Origin of the sequence: Halobacillus massiliensis (assembly GCF_900166625.1) — a bacterium.
Lineage (GTDB): Bacteria > Bacillota > Bacilli > Bacillales > Halobacillaceae > Halobacillus_A > Halobacillus_A massiliensis.
This window is the reverse complement of the sequence record NZ_LT800499.1, coordinates 373,967-392,222: the sequence shown is the minus strand read 5'-3', so window position 1 is coordinate 392,222 and position 18,256 is coordinate 373,967. Positions and strand designations below refer to the sequence as shown.

16 protein-coding genes are annotated in these 18,256 nt (G+C 43.3%); 4 read left to right on the top strand and 12 right to left on the bottom strand.

Going from position 1 to position 18,256, the window contains the following annotated elements; genetic code table 11:
• Window positions 1-176: 176 nt before the first annotated feature.
• Window positions 177-860 (top strand): BMQ_0737 family morphogenetic spore coat protein, encoded by a 684-nt coding sequence (locus B7E06_RS02045; RefSeq protein ID WP_082232387.1) that lies wholly within the window; start codon window positions 177-179, stop codon window positions 858-860.
• 55 nt (window positions 861-915) lie between these two features.
• On the opposite strand, the gene B7E06_RS02040 is transcribed toward B7E06_RS02045, so the two are convergent.
• On the bottom strand, window positions 916-1,380 hold the full coding sequence (locus B7E06_RS02040) for a hypothetical protein (protein WP_245807653.1): 465 nt from the start codon (window positions 1,378-1,380) through the stop codon (window positions 916-918).
• 160 nt (window positions 1,381-1,540) lie between these two features.
• On the opposite strand from B7E06_RS02040, the gene B7E06_RS02035 reads away from it, so the two are divergent.
• The 3 genes from B7E06_RS02035 to B7E06_RS02025 are packed head-to-tail and all read left to right on the top strand — an operon-like array spanning window position 1,541 to window position 3,954.
• Complete coding sequence (locus B7E06_RS02035) at window positions 1,541-2,263, top strand: ABC transporter ATP-binding protein (RefSeq protein ID WP_082232383.1); 723 nt, start codon at window positions 1,541-1,543, stop codon at window positions 2,261-2,263.
• On the top strand, window positions 2,260-3,273 hold the full coding sequence (locus B7E06_RS02030; protein ID WP_082232381.1) for an ABC transporter permease: 1,014 nt from the start codon (window positions 2,260-2,262) through the stop codon (window positions 3,271-3,273). The genes B7E06_RS02035 and B7E06_RS02030 overlap by 4 nt, the downstream gene beginning before the upstream one ends.
• Window positions 3,274-3,303: 30 nt before the next feature.
• Entirely contained in the window at window positions 3,304-3,954 is a 651-nt protein-coding gene (locus tag B7E06_RS02025; RefSeq protein WP_082232379.1) for a TetR/AcrR family transcriptional regulator, read from the top strand.
• Between the two features lie 25 nt (window positions 3,955-3,979).
• Here the strand turns inward: B7E06_RS02025 and B7E06_RS02020 are convergent, their stop codons facing one another.
• The 11 genes from B7E06_RS02020 to B7E06_RS01965 form a co-directional block, all read right to left on the bottom strand.
• Window positions 3,980-5,791, bottom strand: a complete 1,812-nt coding sequence (locus tag B7E06_RS02020) for an ABC transporter ATP-binding protein (RefSeq protein WP_082232377.1) — start codon at window positions 5,789-5,791, stop codon at window positions 3,980-3,982.
• Window positions 5,791-7,497 (bottom strand): ABC transporter ATP-binding protein, encoded by a 1,707-nt coding sequence (locus tag B7E06_RS02015; protein ID WP_082232375.1) that lies wholly within the window; start codon window positions 7,495-7,497, stop codon window positions 5,791-5,793. The genes B7E06_RS02020 and B7E06_RS02015 overlap by 1 nt, the downstream gene beginning before the upstream one ends.
• Before the next feature lie 861 nt (window positions 7,498-8,358).
• A complete protein-coding gene (locus B7E06_RS02005) occupies window positions 8,359-9,342 on the bottom strand; it encodes a Gfo/Idh/MocA family protein (RefSeq protein ID WP_082232371.1) in 984 nt (327 codons plus the stop codon).
• A gap of 87 nt (window positions 9,343-9,429) precedes the next feature.
• Window positions 9,430-10,137, bottom strand: coding sequence for an SGNH/GDSL hydrolase family protein (locus tag B7E06_RS02000; protein WP_082232369.1), 708 nt, complete (start codon window positions 10,135-10,137; stop codon window positions 9,430-9,432).
• 128 nt (window positions 10,138-10,265) lie between these two features.
• On the bottom strand, window positions 10,266-10,910 hold the full coding sequence (locus tag B7E06_RS01995; RefSeq protein WP_245807792.1) for a CAP domain-containing protein: 645 nt from the start codon (window positions 10,908-10,910) through the stop codon (window positions 10,266-10,268).
• Between the two features lie 167 nt (window positions 10,911-11,077).
• Complete coding sequence (locus tag B7E06_RS01990; protein WP_082232367.1) at window positions 11,078-12,526, bottom strand: aldehyde dehydrogenase family protein; 1,449 nt, start codon at window positions 12,524-12,526, stop codon at window positions 11,078-11,080.
• A gap of 14 nt (window positions 12,527-12,540) precedes the next feature.
• Window positions 12,541-13,596 (bottom strand): homoserine dehydrogenase, encoded by a 1,056-nt coding sequence (locus B7E06_RS01985; RefSeq protein ID WP_082232365.1) that lies wholly within the window; start codon window positions 13,594-13,596, stop codon window positions 12,541-12,543.
• A complete protein-coding gene (locus B7E06_RS01980; protein WP_082232363.1) occupies window positions 13,593-14,774 on the bottom strand; it encodes a M20 metallopeptidase family protein in 1,182 nt (393 codons plus the stop codon). Before B7E06_RS01980 ends, B7E06_RS01985 begins: the two co-directional genes overlap by 4 nt.
• A gap of 15 nt (window positions 14,775-14,789) precedes the next feature.
• A complete protein-coding gene (locus tag B7E06_RS01975) occupies window positions 14,790-15,986 on the bottom strand; it encodes a cystathionine gamma-synthase family protein (RefSeq protein WP_082232361.1) in 1,197 nt (398 codons plus the stop codon).
• Complete coding sequence (locus B7E06_RS01970; RefSeq protein WP_143414434.1) at window positions 15,973-16,947, bottom strand: cyclodeaminase; 975 nt, start codon at window positions 16,945-16,947, stop codon at window positions 15,973-15,975. Before B7E06_RS01970 ends, B7E06_RS01975 begins: the two co-directional genes overlap by 14 nt.
• A 7-nt stretch (window positions 16,948-16,954) precedes the next feature.
• The gene (locus B7E06_RS01965) at window positions 16,955-18,166 is read right to left on the bottom strand and encodes a M24 family metallopeptidase (RefSeq protein ID WP_082235868.1); all 1,212 of its coding nucleotides are present in this window, start codon (window positions 18,164-18,166) and stop codon (window positions 16,955-16,957) included.
• Window positions 18,167-18,256: the final 90 nt, after the last annotated feature.

Genomic DNA, 18,256 nt, shown 5'->3' with positions numbered 1-18,256 from the left:
TCATTTTTATTTCAGCCTATGGCGCATTTAAAAAAATTGTGATGAAACAAAAGCTCTCTCTAGATATCTGGCCTATTTTGGACGTTTTTCCTGAAAATAGACATTTATAACGTAACATACAAGGGTTTTAAACATATCCTGTTACTGAATCACGAAAATGAAAAGGAGTCGATGACATGCAAAGTCAATCACTACAGGGAGCCCAGGAACTCCTCTGTATAAATGCAGAAAAAGTTTATGACTGGGTAATTCTTCAAGCAAGTGTTAACCAGACCGTCCTTGCAGCGGCCTTTGACGTATTACCGATCGATCCATGTGCTGCTACAGTCAGTGGACTTTCGACCAGATGTTTTTTAGTAGACGAGAACGGAGATCCTCTTCCTACAAATGCTGAAGTTGATGTTGTAGAAGTTGGAGAACGTGAGGACCGTACATTTGTAATTGACGGAGCTCTTGTTACATTGCAGAGAATTACATTTATCAAAACCCTTTCTCTTGTCGTAGAATTTAGCGGTTTTGATGGCACTACTCCATTTGTAGAACAAACCAGCCCAATAACTATAGAAATTCCTGAGACTATTTTCCTTTGTGCTCCAACAGGAACTAGACTCGTTGTAAGAATTTCTGATGTTGATTGTAATGTAGCCGTCAACTGTACGGAAGAAACTTTAACAAGTGTAGATATCGTGCTGAACTTGTGTCAAAGTATTCAAAGTGTTGCAGATGTTACTCTTGAACTTGTGGCTGATTTCTGTGAGCCGCGCGACATTCTTATTGAGCAGTGTCCAAACCCAACAATTCCGCCGCAATGTCCTGTTTTATTCCCTGGCAATGGCGATAACGGTAATGGTAACGGATAATTTCATAAAAACTTTTAGGCCGCTCCAGGTTAATGGGTAGTGGCCTTTTTCTTTTCTACTTTTCCATAACAATAAAATAAGCAATCATCGGACCATTTGATTTAAAATCCTTATGGGTTGTACAAAGCAGCCGATAGACTCCCGGCTTGTCAAACTGAAGGTCAAATACCGTCTCACTCCCCTGTTTTACAACCCCGGCCTTGTCCAGCCCCTCAATGATAAAAGGATGCTCTTTGCCGTTCACCCCTAGTATACTGACCTTCAATAGTTCATCTTCTTTCACAAAGATAGTTCCTGGATCCCAGCGGTATGTTTCGATCGTTTTTCCTTCAGGTGTTTTCGCCGTAAATTCGCCTGTGACTATTTGAATCGGACGAACACCGTTTCTTTCCCCGCCGTTAAATACAGGGGTAGAATCGCTTAGAAATGAACTCCCCACTAACAGTGCCGCTGTTAAAATAATAATGGTGCTCAAGGTGAAGATCACCCGTTTCCCAGAAAAAACAAACGCCTTCTTCACGATCATCGCCCCTTCCCTCACAACAATATATGCAGGTTAGGCAGGAAAACTTGTCTCTTTTTTTTAAGCGATCATTTATAAGTGATTACTCACTTTACAATTCACATGAAACTCATTATTATAAAAGTGAGTAATCACTCACAAAAAGGAGGTCATTTTTATGGAAAAATCGGTGGATTTACAGAACGTTTCTCACCGTTTCAGTAAAAGGTGGATTGTGAAAGACATCAACATGACCATACATCAAGGAGAAATCTTTGGTTTATTAGGTCCTTCAGGGGCTGGTAAAACCACTCTTGTCAAACTGATGACAGGTCTACTTCAACCTTCTAAGGGAAATATTTTTGTTCATGGTGAAGAAATGCCTTCTTTAAAGCAGATGAAGAGTTATGGATTTATGGCTCAATCAGATGCACTTTATTTAGAACTGACGGCCAATGAAAATTTAAACTTCTTCGCTTCCATATATCGTTTACAGAAAAACACTAAGAAAATAAGAATTCAAGAGGTAATGGAACTTGTGGGACTAAGTGAATATTTGGACCAAAGAGTAGAGACCTTTTCAGGAGGAATGAAACGCCGACTTTCATTAGCTGCAGCTTTACTTCATCAGCCTGAGCTTATTGTTCTTGACGAACCCACAGTAGGGATTGATCCCGTATTAAGACAATCTATTTGGGAAGAACTGTATCGTTTAAAACAGCAAGGAGTCACAATAGTCGTAACCACTCATGTTATGGACGAAGCAGAAAAGTGCGATCGTCTGGCCATGCTGCTCGATGGGCGGATCATTGCTCAGGACCCCCCTCACCTGCTCAAACAAAAAGTTGGTGCTAAGACAATTGAAGATGTTTTTTTATACTATGGAGGTGATACAAAATGAATACTTGGACAGTAATGAGCCGTATTCTTTCACAGTTTCGCCGGGATAAAAGAAGCATGGCCTTAATGATTATGGCCCCTATTCTCGTCCTCACCTTAATGTGGCTCGTATTAAACGGTAAGCAGGAAAAATTCCATATAGCTGCCGTAAATGTCCCTGACAGCATTGTGGAACAAATCAATAATGATGATCTCGTCTTGACGAGAATGTCGAAAAAGGATGCAGAAAAAAGTTTATCAAACCAGTCAATCGAAGCGGTGTTTGAATGGAAAAAAGAAAGGCCTGTTATTACCGTAGAGGGAAGTGACCCTAATACGACCTCCTCCATTCAAAAGATACTTCAACAGTCATTTTCAGAACCAGATCATCTCCAGCCGGATTTCAAGTTCCTTCATGGCGCCGCGGATCTGGACTTATTTGATTATATAGGACCGGTTCTCATAGGTTTTTTTGTTTTCTTTTTTGTATTTATTGTCGGAGGTGTTTCATTTTTAAGGGAGCGTACGCAAGGGACATTAGAGCGAATCCTTTCCACACCTTTGAAACGGTGGGAGCTCGTCCTCGGATATTTATCCGGTTTCGGACTCTTTACCATTTTCCAATCCATTTTAATAGCCGCCTATACTATCTTCGTACTCGATGTTTTTATGGACGGAAATTTCTTTTATGTGCTATTAGTCACTTTCTTATTAGCTTTATCCGCCCTTAGTCTTGGCACCTTATTATCCGCATTTGCGAAAAATGAATTTCAAATGATTCAATTCATTCCTTTAGTTATTGTCCCTCAAGTCTTTTTTTCCGGACTTTTCCCAATAGAAGGGCTGTCACAGTGGCTTCAGGCAATTGGCAGAATCATGCCGCTCACATATGGGGCAGATGCCATGCGAGCCATCATGCTTCGCGGAGAATCGCTTCAGGATATCCAATTAAACTTGTATATTTTACTTGGTTTTATCCTTCTCTTCACTACCCTTAACATAACAGCCTTGAAGAGATATAGAAGGCTATAGTAAGATGGTTTCAATAATAAGGGGGATACTATGAGTGATTTAAATGATTTACTTCATATTCTTGAAGAAAGCGGTACAAAAACAACTCCTAAACAAGCATTAATCTTACAAGCTGCCGTAGAAATCTTTGCTGAAAAGGGTTATGCTTCAACTTCTACAAGTGAAATCGCCAGTAGAGCAGGCGTGGCGGAAGGAACAATTTTCCGACACTACAAAACAAAAAAAGACCTGCTAATATCGATTGTTACCCCAGTAATGGCCAGATTTACTCTGCCTGTTTTCGCTTCACATTTTATAAAAGAAGTTTTTGAGAAATCACCGGAAAACCTGGAAGAACTTCTTAAAACGCTCATTAAAAACAGGTATCATTTTGTAAAAGATAATGCCCCACTTTTGAAAATTATGCTGCAGGAAGTCGCCTTTCACGAAGAACTTCAAGTTCAGCTTCAGACGACTTTTTTACAGGAGGTTTATCCCCGGTTTGAAAGAGTAATTGAACATTACAAGCAACAAGGAATTATTGTTGATTTTCCATCCTCCTCAATTATTCGAATGGTTATGACCACTGTCATTGGTTTAATGGTTACTCGTTTTATCGTAGCTCCCCAGCTCGAGTGGGAAGATGAAATAGAAATTGATCGGACCGTTCATTTTTTATTATTTGGACTTTCCTCTCAATAAAAAGCCGCACATAAATGCGGCTTTTTTAAACAGAAGCTTTATCGGCCTGCTGTGTTTTGACAAGGTCGGCATAAAAACCGCCAAGCTGCAATAGCTCTTTATGATTCCCTTTTTCTGTGACTCTCCCGTTTTGTAAAACAAGAATTTGATCAGCCGAGCGGACCGTATTCAGCCGGTGAGCAATAACAAAGCTCGTCCGCCCTTTCATCAGCTTTCTTAACGCATCATTAATTTTCAACTCAGTTACCGTATCAATGCTGCTTGTCGCTTCATCCAAGATAAGAAGTGCGGGGTCGGCGAGCATGGCGCGGGCAATCGAAAGCAGCTGCCTCTGCCCATGGCTGACACCCTTGCCGTCGGAATCAAGCATTGTATCATATCCATCAGGCAGCTGCATGATAAATTCGTGAGCATGAGCGGCTTTTGCTGCTTGCTCAACTTCTTCATCCCCTGCCTCTAGACGACCATAGCGGAGATTTTCCCTTATCGTTGTGTTGAACATGACCGCATCCTGCAAAACTACGCCCATCTGGCTTCTTAAACTGCTGCGAGTGATCTTTTGAATGTCGGTCCCATCGATTTTAATCGTTCCCCTATCGATTTCATAAAACCTGGAGAGGAGAGAGATAATGGTCGTTTTCCCTGCACCTGTAGGGCCGACCAGTGCCACCGTTTCCCCTGGTTTAGCATGAAAACTGACATCTTCAAGCGTCTTCTCCCCTGTTTTATAGGAAAAATCTACACTTTTAAACTCAATATCCCCACGGATACCAGGCAGCGGTTCAGCCTGCCGCTCATCCTGCGCCTCTTCTTCTTCATCAATCACCTGAAAGACCCGCTCAGCCCCGGCTACTGCAGATAAAATCATGTTATATTGGTTGGCTAGATCATTCAGCGGACGAGTAAACTGTCGGGAATATGTCGTAAAGGTTACGATAACCCCTATAGAAATATGGCCGTTTAACGCGAGCAGTCCTCCGGCACCGACGATAATGGCAAAGCTGACGTTGTTTAACATATTCATGAGCTTCGGAATAAAGCCGGAATACGTCTGCGCCCAGTAGCCTGAGGATCGCAGCGCCTCATTTTTTTCTTCAAACTCCTCCATCACCCGCTCTTCCCGGGAAAACATTGAAATAATCATCTGTCCTGAGAACATTTCTTCAACATATCCATTAACATCACCGAGGTTCTTCTGCTGATCCTTAAAATATCGCCCCGTTCTTTTTGTGATCCACTTCATTCCGAAATACATCACAGGTACAATCATTATCGTCAATAGTGTGAGCAGCGGACTAAGCCAGAGCATAATCATTAACGTTCCAAGAATCGTAAGCACACTGGTTACAAACTGAACAACGGCCGTATTAAGCGTACGGCTGACGTTCTCAATGTCATTCGTCAGGCGGCTCATCAGCTCGCCCTGCTGATATTCCTGATAAAATAAAACCGGCAGTTTTTGCAGATGGGAAAATAAGTGGTTTCTCACTTCAAATACCGTATTTTGTGAAATACCAATCATCCAGTAATTCTGCAGCCATTGAAATAACGAATGAAAAACATAAACAACGAGCAGAATTCCAATCATCGTTATCAGCGTGTTACCGGCGGGATCAGCAATCACCCGGTCAACAGCGACTCCGAGAAGGTAAGGCCCTAATAGAGAAAGAACCGAACTGATAAACAGGATAATAATCACACTGTAAAACAGCTTTTTCTCTCGCGCCATATACTTCCAAATACGTTTTATCGTAGTTTTCATATCGTCAACTTTCGGCGGCTTCGTTCCAATCCCATGATGATGACGGATTGGTGCACGGTTATTTCTTTCTGCCATTACATCACGTCCTCCTGCTGGGATTGGTAAACTTCACGATAGTATGAATTTTTCTCAAGCAAGGTTTCGTGTACACCTTGAGCTAATAGCTTTCCTTGATATAAGATGAGTATTTTATGAGCTTCTTTTAAGGAGCTGATCTTCTGGGCAACCATCAGCACAGTACAATCCTGCTTTTTCAGCGTTTGAAGCAGCCTGGCTTCCGTATGGGCATCAAGTGCACTTGTGCTGTCGTCTAAAATTAAAATCTTCGGCTTCCTTACGAGCGCCCTGGCAATGGAAAGCCGTTGTTTTTGTCCTCCGGAAAAAGTTACACCCTTCTGGCCGATATTCGTATGATACCCATTTGGAAGTGTAGTAATAAATGAATGAATTTCAGCTTGTTTTGCAGCTTCAATTACTTCGTCGTCTGAGGCCTCTTCTTTCCCCCAGGCAATATTTTCTTTAACCGTTCCCGAAAATAGTTGAACCTCCTGTGGGACGAGACTGATCTGCTGTCTAATTGACTTTATATCTAAATTTGAAATCTCTTCATTATCTAAAAGCAAGTTACCGCTGTCCTTTTCCAGCAGACGCGGTATTAAGTGAAGCAGTGAAGACTTGCCTGAGCCGGTTTCACCTAATATTCCGATGGTCTGTCCTGCTTCCGCTTTAAACGAAATATTTTTTATAGTCGGCATATCTGCATGGGAAAATGAAACATCTTCAAACGTAATAGCCCCATGTAAAGCTGTCTTTTTCCCTGTTTCCTTTAAATAACCAGATGTGCGCTCTTCCAGTACCTCAACTACACGATTAGCTGAAGCATTCCCCCTGGAGAAAACCATGATTAAAAAAGAAAAGATGGAAAATGTGAACATGATTCTAGTCGCATAGTTAATGATGGCTACGACTTCCCCAGCCTGCGCGCTTCCAATATCAAGCTGAACAGCCCCGACCCAGAGAAGTATCAGGATGATAACATTCATACCAAGCATAATGACAGGCATTGCTGTTTCCATCAGCCAGAGCGCACGTTTATTTTCTTTTAGAAGCGGCCTGTTAACACGATCAAATCGTTCCTCTTCATACGATCCACGGTTAAAGCCCTTAATCAGCCGTATACCTGCTAAATTCTCGCGAATGACCGTATTTACCCCGTCGAGCTTTCTTTGGACATTTTTAAAAAGTTTTACACCGCGAATTAACACCCAAAAAAGAAAGGCGCCCAGCACAGGAACGGCCATAACGAGAATGAGCGCCAGCTGGACGTTTACCGTAAACGCCATAACGACAGCAAAAATAATAAACAGTGGAGCTCTTAAAGCAATCCTCATCAGCATCAGTACAAGGTTTTGAATTTGCAGAATATCGTTAGTGATCCGTGTCACCAGGTTAGGCGTTGAATAGTGTTGAAAATTTTCACTCGCAAAGGACTGAACTTTTTTAAAGAGATCACGTCTTAGATCATGGCCTACACCTTGACTGACGTGTGCGGCAAAATAGGAGTTAATAATACCCGCAGCAAAAGCGAGGAGTGAGAGCCCGACAAGGACGCCTCCCCAAATAGAGATCGTCGTGTAGTTTTCCTGCATGATCCCGTCATCGATAATTTTTGCCATTAACAGAGGCTGTACCAGCTCCACGGTTAATTCTATCAGCATAAGAAGTATCGCAATTATTGCGGAAAATTTATAAGGCAGAGAATATTGAAAGATTTTTTTCATATGAAGGGCCTCCGATAGAGATAGGTTCTTCTTAATTATACTAAATATTAGAATGAAGATAGAACTGAGAGGTACTGATGAATAGGCGCGGTATAAAAAAAGAGAGGCATTTGCCTCTCTTTAATCAGAGTGTGATAATGTCCTTTGTTAATGAAACCGTAATATTACATGGCTTTCGCATTGAAAGAAAAAAATCAGGCCTTGTTCTAAAGGTTCTGGTGAACTATCCCGTCGTTCCTGTTCCTTTTGGGATAATAGACGGTTCCGTTTATCTCGTTTGGAGAAAAGCAGCTGAGAAATAGCTCGCTTTCGGCAGGGAGCCGATGAACTAGTTCGTTAACTCGCTGATCTCATCTTAGCTTCATCTTTCTGCAGGAGTCTCGCCATTTTGGTGGCTCTTTCTTAATGATAAATAGAGAAAGAGCTGTTCCGTTTACCGTACAAAGAGAAAAACGGCTGGGTAATAGCTCCCTTTCCGCGGGGAGCCGGTGAGCTAGCTCGTTGCACTCGCGGATCTCACCACGGCTCTATCTCCCTGCAGGAGTCTCGCCATTTCCCAGCCTTTTTACCGTTGATTGGGTAAACGGAACGCTGTAGTTCAGTAACCTTTCTTAAGGAAATGGTCTTTTCTTACTCAGTGTTCCGTTACTCCTAATAAACGCAAAGGGCCAGGGGAAACGGCGAGACTCCTATGGGAGGATAGAACAGGGGGAGATCCCGGAGGGCTGAAAGCCCGAGGAAGCTCACCGTTCGCCCATGGAAAGCGAGTCTTTCCCCAGGCCCGGTTCTCTTAATTCAGGCGAACGGAACATGCTTCTCCTATTTTTAAACCAACAAGCTAAGAAAAGAGAGAGCCTCGCTTTATTTATCTGCAGGATAGACGATTCCCATTTGCTTACGTGCCTGCTCCAGAATATGAGAAGTAATTAATGAAGCCTCGTGTGAATTAATCTCCGACTGCTTCTCGCCGTTTTCAATTAATTGGATGAATTCCTCAATCTCATAGTACATAGGAGGAAAATCATTCTCATTATCCAAATTTTCCGTAGTTCCATCGTTATAGCGGATATATACTCCCGCAGGCTCAGAGATATTTGGGATGATAATCACACCCTCTTCTCCCTGAATTTCAGATGGACTGTGGGAATGGTTTATTTTCGAATGTATGATGACAGCTTCCATATTTGGGTAAGCAGCCAGCAGACTTCCTGCTCCATCCACACCAGATTCTAATTTGACCCCATTGGCTAAAATCTTCTCAGGCTTTCCAAAGAGAACTACCATAGGATAGATGCCATATACCCCGAGGTCCATAAGCGAACCATTGGAGAATTCAGGATTAAATGCGTTAAGCACCGTCCCTTCCCGATAGGCATCATAGCGGGAAGAATACTTACAGAAATTCCCGACATACCGCCTGACTTCCCCTATCTTGTGGAGGTTTTCCTTAATCCTTAAGAAGCCGGGCATGAGCGTTGACTTTACGGCTTCCATAAAAACAACACCGTTTTCCCGGGCCGCTGTAACCATTTGATCAGCTTCCTGCTCATTCGAAGCAAGCGGCTTTTCACAAAGGACATGCTTTCCCTTCGACATAGCGGATATGGCATGTTTCACGTGAAAAGAATTTGGACTTGCTACATAAACGGCATCGATTTCCTCAGAATCAACGAGTTCATCGATAGCGGTAAAGGTAAGGGAGGCTCCATATTCACTGGCGAATTCTTCCGCCTTTTCAGAAGTTCTCGAGTAAACCCCTTTTAGTTCAAAATTGTCTAAATGACGGCCTGCTTCAATCATATGTTTTGTAATAAAGTTAGTACCAATTGTGCCAAAACGAACCATATGTATAAAATCTCCTTATGCTAGTTTTATTTTTATTATAACAAGATTATATTATGTACAAAGTACCGATGAAAAGTTTCGGTACTTTTATTCCTTCTGCATCTGCTTCCATCCAATTTCCGCCAATACTCTCTGCCCTTCTCTGGAAGGATGGACGTCTCCAGGAATGATATATTCTGGATGGCCTTTAAACGCATGGTAAGCGTCCACCAGCTTAATACTGGTAAAGTGACTTAGGAGTTCTATCAAAGAGCTGTACTGGTTATTTATGAGCTCTAAAGGCTGTTCCAGATCCTCTCCCTCGGCAGGATACGGATTGTACAAATTATAAACGAGAATCTCGCCTTCTGTTAACTGATCCAGTTCTACAGCTATTGAATACACATTATACAAGAGATTACGCACTACATAAGCGATTTCATCCATTTTAACCCCTTGAATACCTTTATGCTTCTTCAATAAGTTTAACAGGTCATTCCCGCCTATATATAACACCACGTAATCCGCCTCTTTTATGGTTTCCCTGAACAGCTCATTTTCGCGAATGGCAAAAAGCATTTCCTTCGAAGTCAGGCCAGGTATACTTAAATTGGTAACCTCCAGGTTTTCTTGTTTTCCAATCAAATACGGAAAAGCATCACCAGGAGGGCTGATGTTTTCTGTCGTCAGATTGTATCCATATGGAATAGAATCACCAATCGCTACAAGCTGCTGGGAAGATTCAGCCCTTAGCGAGGAAGGATAAAATAAACTTATGGAAAAGAGGAAGCATAGAAGGACACAAACCTTTTTCATGCCTGCAGACTCCCTTCTTACTTTTAGTTTCTTTTTTTTAGCATTCCTGTTTCCGCTTTAAATCAGTCACAGTTATTTCTTCCAGTTTTACAGCAAAAAACCCCTCAAGAAAGAGGGGCTTTAAATGCTTATTTTGTTATAAAAATCTGTGTCCAATAGTTTCCATTTTCTGAATACCCTACACCGATTTCTTTTAAGTCCGGATCTAAGATATTTTTGCGGTGGGATGGACTGTTCATCCAGCCATTGACAACTTCTTCTGGAGAACGCATACCATGGGCAATGTTCTCAGCCGCTTTTTGGAAGTCAACATTTTTGCTTTTCAGCATTTGACTAGGATTTCCATATGTCGGTGAATTATGGGCAAAATAATTATTTTGCGCCATATCGTTTGACTTCATTTGCGCTACATCATCCAATTGTTTATTAAGACTAAGCGGTTCTAGTCCCTGCGCCCCTCTATGCTCGTTCGTCAGTTCGATAACATGCTGTTCCGCTTCGCTCAGTTCTCCACGGCCCTGATTGTCCACTTCCACACGCTGATCGGCATTCGGCTCTTCCATGCCATATTGTCCGTGGGGAAGAATCGCACCTCTTCCTTGATCAGGAAAATTGTTTCCACGGAAGTTTACATCATCCACCACACGTTTATCGCCTACATCCTTAGTGCCAAATGATACTCTATTGTAATCATAGGCACTTCTATCCATCGTTTCGTTGTTGTTCGTACCGCAAGCAGCCAGCATCATAAGGATGAAGGTGCTAAAAATCACTTTTTTCAATGAGGTTTCCTCCTAAGGTTTTCTCCTTTATAATTTGCTCGATTTCAGGGAAAACTCTCCTTGAAAAAGCAGGAAGAAGCGGTGGAGTCTAGTCGTTCTTTTAATTCGGCTCTACTTAAAAAGTAAAAAAGCCGCTGAATTCAGCGGCTTTTGCTATATTAAAGCAGGTTTTCCTGCAGTCTAAATGATACAACCTTAGCTTCTGTCATAGCTTCGATCGCGTATTTAATACCTTCTCTGCCTACTCCGGATCCTTTCGTTCCGCCAAATGGCATAGCATCTATCCGGTAATCACTGCTGTCATTGATCATGATACCGCCGACGTTCATATTCTTGATGGCATAGAAGGCCTGGTTGATATCATTTGTAAATATACCGGCCTGCAGTCCGTAGTTTACGTCATTGGATCTTTCCACAGCTTCATACAGAGAATCAATTGGGTAAATGAGAACAACAGGGCCAAAAATTTCTTCTTTTGCAATCTTTGCGTCTTCGGAAACATTGGTTAAAACCGTCGGTGCATAAAAAGCACCTTCACGATAGCCTCCTGCTTTAACGATCGCTCCTTTGCTGACAGCCTCATTCACCCATTCCTCAACCCGCTTCGCTTCCTTCTCTGTAATCAACGGACCGACATCTGTCCATTCATCCATCTTATCTCCAATTCTCAGCTCTGTCGTCCGGTTAATAAAAGTGGTAAGAAACTGTGGATATATCGACCTTTCCACATATATTCTCTGAACACCCAGGCAGTTTTGGCCAACGGCTGCAAAAGCACCGGACACTGTGGATTGAACCGCATCATGAAGGTCTGCGTCTTTTAACACAATGACAGGTGAATTGGAGCCAAGCTCCATGCAGACTTTTTTCGCACCGGCTTTCTCGGTGATTTTTTCACCGGCTGAAGATCCTCCTGTAAAAGATATCATTTGCACTGCAGGGTGTGTCACAAGCGTATCTCCTAATTCTCTTCCTGAGCCAGTGACAACAGATAAGAACCCTTCAGGAAGACCTGCTTCCATAAATGCTTCTGCCAGCTTAATGGCACTGAGAGGCGTTACAGAAGCCGGTTTTAAAACGACGGCATTCCCCGAAGCGATCGCAGGACCAATTTTGTGGGCGACCATATTCAGCGGATCATTAAAAGGTGTGATCGCACCAACAACCCCCACTGGAAAGCGGTAAAAGTATCCTACTCTGTTTTCACTGCCTTCATTCTGATCGAAATTGATCGTTTCACCGTTTATTCTTCTGGCTTCTTCTGCGCTGATTTGAATCGTTTGAGCAGCTCTCTTTACTTCACCGCGGGCTTCATTGATCGTTTTGCTTCCTTCTCTAGCAATGATCTCAGCAAAATCTTCCGCGTGATCTCTCATATACTGGGCTACTTTATTTAGGATGGTCATGCGTTCGTGAACCGGCCATACTTTTGTTGAACGATACGTACGCTCTGCGGCTTCTATGGCTTCCTTCATCTGCTCTTTGGAAGCTGCCGGAACACGTGCGATCAGAGCGTTATCCTGCGGGTTGCGAACCTCAAAAGTTTTTTCACCGGCTATCCATTTCCCTCCGACTAACATCTTTTTTGACAAAATCTGTGTATGCATCGGATCACCCCATCCTAATTAATTTTCGCGAGCTGATTTGTTTTCTGATAATGAATGAGATCAATGAGTAAAGAAAAACCTGTTTCCTTTAAACCGGCGCCTGCTCCTGTCAATAAAATAGGACCTGCTAAGTCACACTGATAGAGAATAGCATTGGTCGGACCGGAAACACTGGCTAAAGGATCTGATGCTTCAATGCACTCAGGCTTAACAGAAGCTTTCACTCCTCCATTAACCTTTGTAATATCAGCGATGAGTCTCCATCGTTTTCCTTCTTTCAGAGCCGACTGAACCTGCTCCTGGCTCATATTCGTAATGCCTTCACATTCTACTTCTGTATGAGCAATCGGTACTCCCATAATGTAATTAGAGAGAATCGCCGCTTTATATCTGGCATCATATCCCTCTACATCACTAGTCGGGTCGGCTTCGGCATATCCCAGCTTCTGCGCTTTAGAAAGCGCTTCTTCATAGGATTGGCCTTTTTCCATTTCTGTTAAAATATAATTTGTCGTCCCATTTAAAATTCCTCGAATACTTTTGATTTCATTGCCTGCCAGCGTTTCAACCGGCATTCTCAAAGCCGGTGTTCCGCTCATAACTGTGCCTTCAAAGCCGAAAAATTCGCCTTTCTGCTCTGCCAGTTCGCTCAGCTCCTGATAAGCAAGGGCAACTGGCCCCTTATTCGTTGTAACCACGCTCTTATGGTGTTCAAAAGCCGTTCGGCAGTGCGTAATTGCAGGTTCACCTGTTTTTACGTCTGTAAAGGTAACCTCCACAATAACGTCGGCGTTTGTCTGAATGATCGTTTCGATACTGCTTAATCCGGTAATGACTCCTGCTCCTCCTGAATAGGCTTCAACGGTTCCTTTCTGCCTGACTGCCTGAAGCAGCTGTTCGATATCAAGTCCGTCCGGATCATAAATCGATCCTTTCATCATGTCTGCTACTGCTACTACTTTTGCATCCAGCCCATAGTCATCCAGAAGACTTTCTCTGCGCTCCAAGAGAATTTCAGCAAGCGCCTGGCCAACTCCGCCAAATCCAACAAACGCAATATTTGTTGTCATAATCCCCCTCCTTCACTAGATAACAGAATCTCTGCACTCTTTATAAAAATCTTCACACCATCCTCCATAGCTGCCTCATCAATATCGAACATCGGGTGATGAAGTCCATAAGCTTCTGCAGGACCGCTTCCGAGAAAAAACATCGTACCGCTTATACGGTTTGTTATATAACTAAAGTCTTCACTGCCCATTCCAAAAGGCTCCTCCACCTGATGAAACCCTTCCGCCGCTTTTCTGATAATTTGATTGAGGGCGGGCTCATTGTTTAATGCCGGCTCTCCCTTTTGCACATGAAGTTCAAAATCTCCGCCTAACGTTTTCACAATAGATGCCGCCTGCTCCACTTCTTTAATCAGCTGATCCCGTACAGAAGCTAAATAAGATCGCATCGTTCCCTTAATGGTTACAGTATCAGGGATGACATTATTGGCTTCGCCACCATGAATTTGACCGATGCTTAATGCACTTACTTGAAGCGGATCAACTTTTCTCCCATTTAAGCTGTAAAGGGCTTGTAAAACAAAGCTGCTCATCCAGATCGGATCTTTAGATTCATGAGGGTAGCCTCCGTGCCCGCCGCTGCCTTTAATGATAAGCTCAAACTCATCATTGTTAGCCATGCTGGGCCCGTCATGAATTTGAATACTTCCTCTTTTTCTCCATGGACACATATGGAGGGCGATAACAGCATCCAAGTCATCAAGGTACCCGGAATTCAGCATTTTCACAGCACCTGTTTCCCCAAGAGCGTCACAGCTTTCTTCTGCCGGCTGAAAAATGAGCTTTATCGTTCCCTTCAGCCTTGAGGTCGGATAGCTGTCGGCCAAAACTTTGGCCAGCCCGAGTAATATTGACGTATGAGCATCATGCCCGCATGCGTGCATAATACCTCGTGTCTTTGATACATAGTTATGGGAAGATTTCTCAGCAATCGGCAAGGCATCCATATCGGCCCTGAACCCAATGACTGGCCCTTCCCCAAAATTGAGGGTGGCGATAACGCCATAACCCCCTACTTTGGTTTGAATATCATAAACTTTAAATCCTTTTAAGACTTCTTCAACCTTCTCACTCGTTCGTTTTTCCTGAAAACTCAGTTCAGGATATTGATGAAAATGACGTCTCCAGGAAATTAATTGAGAAAGCAGATTTCTCGATGCCTTTTCTGCGGTTCTCACAGCCCATTCCCCTCTTTAGTTCTGCAGCACTGCCGCAGGAAGGGATGTAAAGGCTTCTGTAAGATCTTGTTTTAAGTCCTCAATGTCTTCAATACCGGCTGAATAGCGGATAAGCCCCTCTGGAATTCCCATAGCTGCACGCTCAGCCGGCGTACATTCCACATGACTTGTAGTACGGGCAGGACCTACTACGGTTTCAACCGATCCAAGGTTGGCTGCACGGTTCGCATACTTGAGCTTAGGAAGCAGGTGACGAACCGTATCGACACCGCCTTTTACTGAAAAGCTAAGCATGCCGCCAAAGCCTTTCATCTGTTCTTTTGCAATTTCATGGCCCGGATGTTCAGGAAGCCCTGGATAATTCACACCTTCTACTATGTCAAAGCCTTTAAGGAATTCAGCGATCTCCATAGCGTTTTTATTTTGTTTTTCAATACGGAGGTGCAGGGTTTTCATTCCGCGAAGCAGAAGATATGCAGCCATCGGATCAAGTGTTGCCCCGTTGATTTCTCTATAGTGATACACCTGTTCCACAAGTTCCTTGCTTCCACAGAGGACGCCGCCTAATGCATCAGCATGCCCTCCCAGGAACTTCGTGGCACTGTGCAGAACGAGGTCCACTCCTAAATCAAGTGGATTCTGATTAACTGGTGTTGCAAAGGTATTGTCGATCACTACAGTGGCTCCTACTGTTTTTCCAGCCTTCGCCATCCGCTTAATATCTGTAATTTTCACCGTTGGGTTTGTTGGTGTTTCTAAATACAGAACTTTACAGCCTTTGGCCACTTCACGCTCGATTGCTTCATGATCCCCTGTATCACAAAGAACTACTTCGATCTGTTGTTTTGGAAGAAACTCTGTAAAAATTTTATTTGTACCGCCATACGTGTCTTTAATAGAAATAATTCTGTCACCTGGCTGAAGAAAAGTACCGAGTGTATTACTAATCGCAGCCATTCCTGTAGAAAAACTGGTTGCCGCTTCAGCATTTTCTAAAATCCGTACTTTCTCTTCGAAAGCACCGACAGTCGGATTCGTATTTCGGCCATAAATATGTCCTTCTTTGTTTCCGACCGCAACTTCATACCATTCATCCATATCGTCATATCCAAAGGAAACACTGTGCACGACCGGCACCTGTGTAGCTCCAAAAGCGAGTGCGTCTTTTTCTCCAGCCCAAATTGATTTTGTTGCGAATTTAGCGTCTTTCATGAATATCTTCCTCCTTATATTCCAGTAAATGATAGGCATAACGAGCAATTACTGTATCCTGCACACCCGTCCCTGTCAGATCACAAATGGTAATTTGATCTTTGCTTGAACGGCCTTGCCTATGGCCGGAAGTAATTTCTCCCAGCTCAATAGGAGTCAGCCCTCCAGAGTGAATCTCCCTTAGTTCTCCCAATCTTTTTGACTGCTCGATGGTGTCACAGACAAAGAGATCAGCTTTATCAATCGCACTTGGTTTCAGTTCTTTTTTATGTTCCGCATCGGAACCCATAGCCGTAACGTGAACACCAGGCGACAGCCAGTCCCCATTCACGATAGGTTCAGTAGATGGAGTCGTGGTCACAACGACATCACTGTTCCTGACAGCTTCTTCAGGAGTATCCGCTGTCTGTACTGATATTCCGAGTGTATTCTCCATATCCTGTTTAAAGCATGACGCTTTCTTTTCGTTCCTGCCATATACAATGGCCTTTTCAATAGGACGAACGGCCAGCAGCGCCTGCAGCTGATAACGTGCTTGGGCACCTGTGCCGATAATACCAGCTGTTCTGCTGTCCCGACGGCTGAGATAACTTGCTGCGACAGCTCCTGCAGCAGCTGTTCTTAAATCTGTCAGCAGCCCGTTGTCTGCAAAAATGGCCTGCGGTTCTCCCGTTTTTGAATTTAATAAAATCATCATCCCATTAGCACTGGGCAGCCCGATTTCTGGATTATTGAAAAATCCTGAAGAGAGTTTGACAGCAAAGCTGTCAACTCCTTCGATATAAGCAGATTTAATATCTACTTCGCCATTATGCTCCGGGACATCTATCCTCATAATCGGCGGCATGGTTACCCGCTTTGTTGCCAATGCTGTAAATGCTGTTTCCACTTCCTGAATGAGGTCTGTATCCAGTCGGATCACACGCTCAATTTCATCTCGTTTATATAACTGAATTTTCATCGCCCCCTTAACTGATTTGGTCGCCGCTGTTTACCTCGAAGATCGATGGCTCGCTCTTTACGATCAATTCCTGCGGGTAGGTCGTGAACCGTTCACAACCAGTCTCAGTTACACGGAAGGTTTCACTAATTTCAATACCATCATAATCAAACCAAAGGGCAGGAATAAGGTGGAACGTCATATTCGGCTGAAGTACCGTCATATCTCCTTTTCGAATACTGGCCGTATGCTCTCCCCAGTCTGGCGGATAATTCAAACCGACAGAATAGCCGAGCCGGGATTCCTTTTCAAACCCGTATTTTTTAATCGACTTTCTCCATACTTCTTCAAGATCACTGCACGTAACTCCGGGCTTAGCCGCTGTGAGCACATTTTCTATTCCTTCAAGAACAACCGGCGCTAAAGCACATAGCTTCTCACTCGGTTCACCGATTGAAACAGTTCGTGCCAAAGGGACATGGTACCGTTTGAAGCAGCCTGCCAATTCAAGAATCACAGGACTTCCATCTACAAACGGCCGGTCTGACCATGTTAAATGCGGAATAGATGTATGGTCGCCTGTCGGCAGCAGCGGAACAATGGATGGATAATCTCCGCCAAACTCCGGTGTCCCCCTTACAAGCTGGTAGTAGATGTCAGCAGCCGTATCACACTCTCTCTGTCCGGCCCTTATGCTATCTACTCCCTTCGCCATTGCAAGATCAGCAATGATCGCTGCTTTCTTCATATATTCAATTTCCTGGTCTGACTTCACCATTCTTACGTAATTCACAAGTAAAGAGGCGTCGAGAATTTTAGCATTTGGAAGGCCTTTCTTTAAACGCTCCAGTGCCATTCCTGTAAAATAGTAATGATCCATCTCTACACCAATCGTCCGGTTTCCCTGACCAATTTGTGTCAGGATTTCTGAAATGAAATCCATCGGGTGATGGGTATTGGAATGAACATAATAATCAGGGTAAGCAATCACATTTTCTTCATATATCCAAGTCGTCGCTCTGGCACCATTTGCGTCCTGAAGGCGTCCGATCCAAATCGGCTGAGGCTCATCGATGACGATTACGAGCATCTGATGAACATAAAAAGACCACGCATCATAGCCTGATAAGTAATTCATGTTCGCCGGGTCTGTAATCAGAAGAACCTCTATCCCTTTATCAGCCATCCTTCTTTTCGTATCCTGTAAACGCTGGTGATATTCTAAAATATCAAATGGCAGTACCAATACGATCCCTCCCCCATTATCTGAATATTTTTATTTCTAATTTCATTCTATTCATTTGTGTTTTTCTATGTAATGTAAAAAATG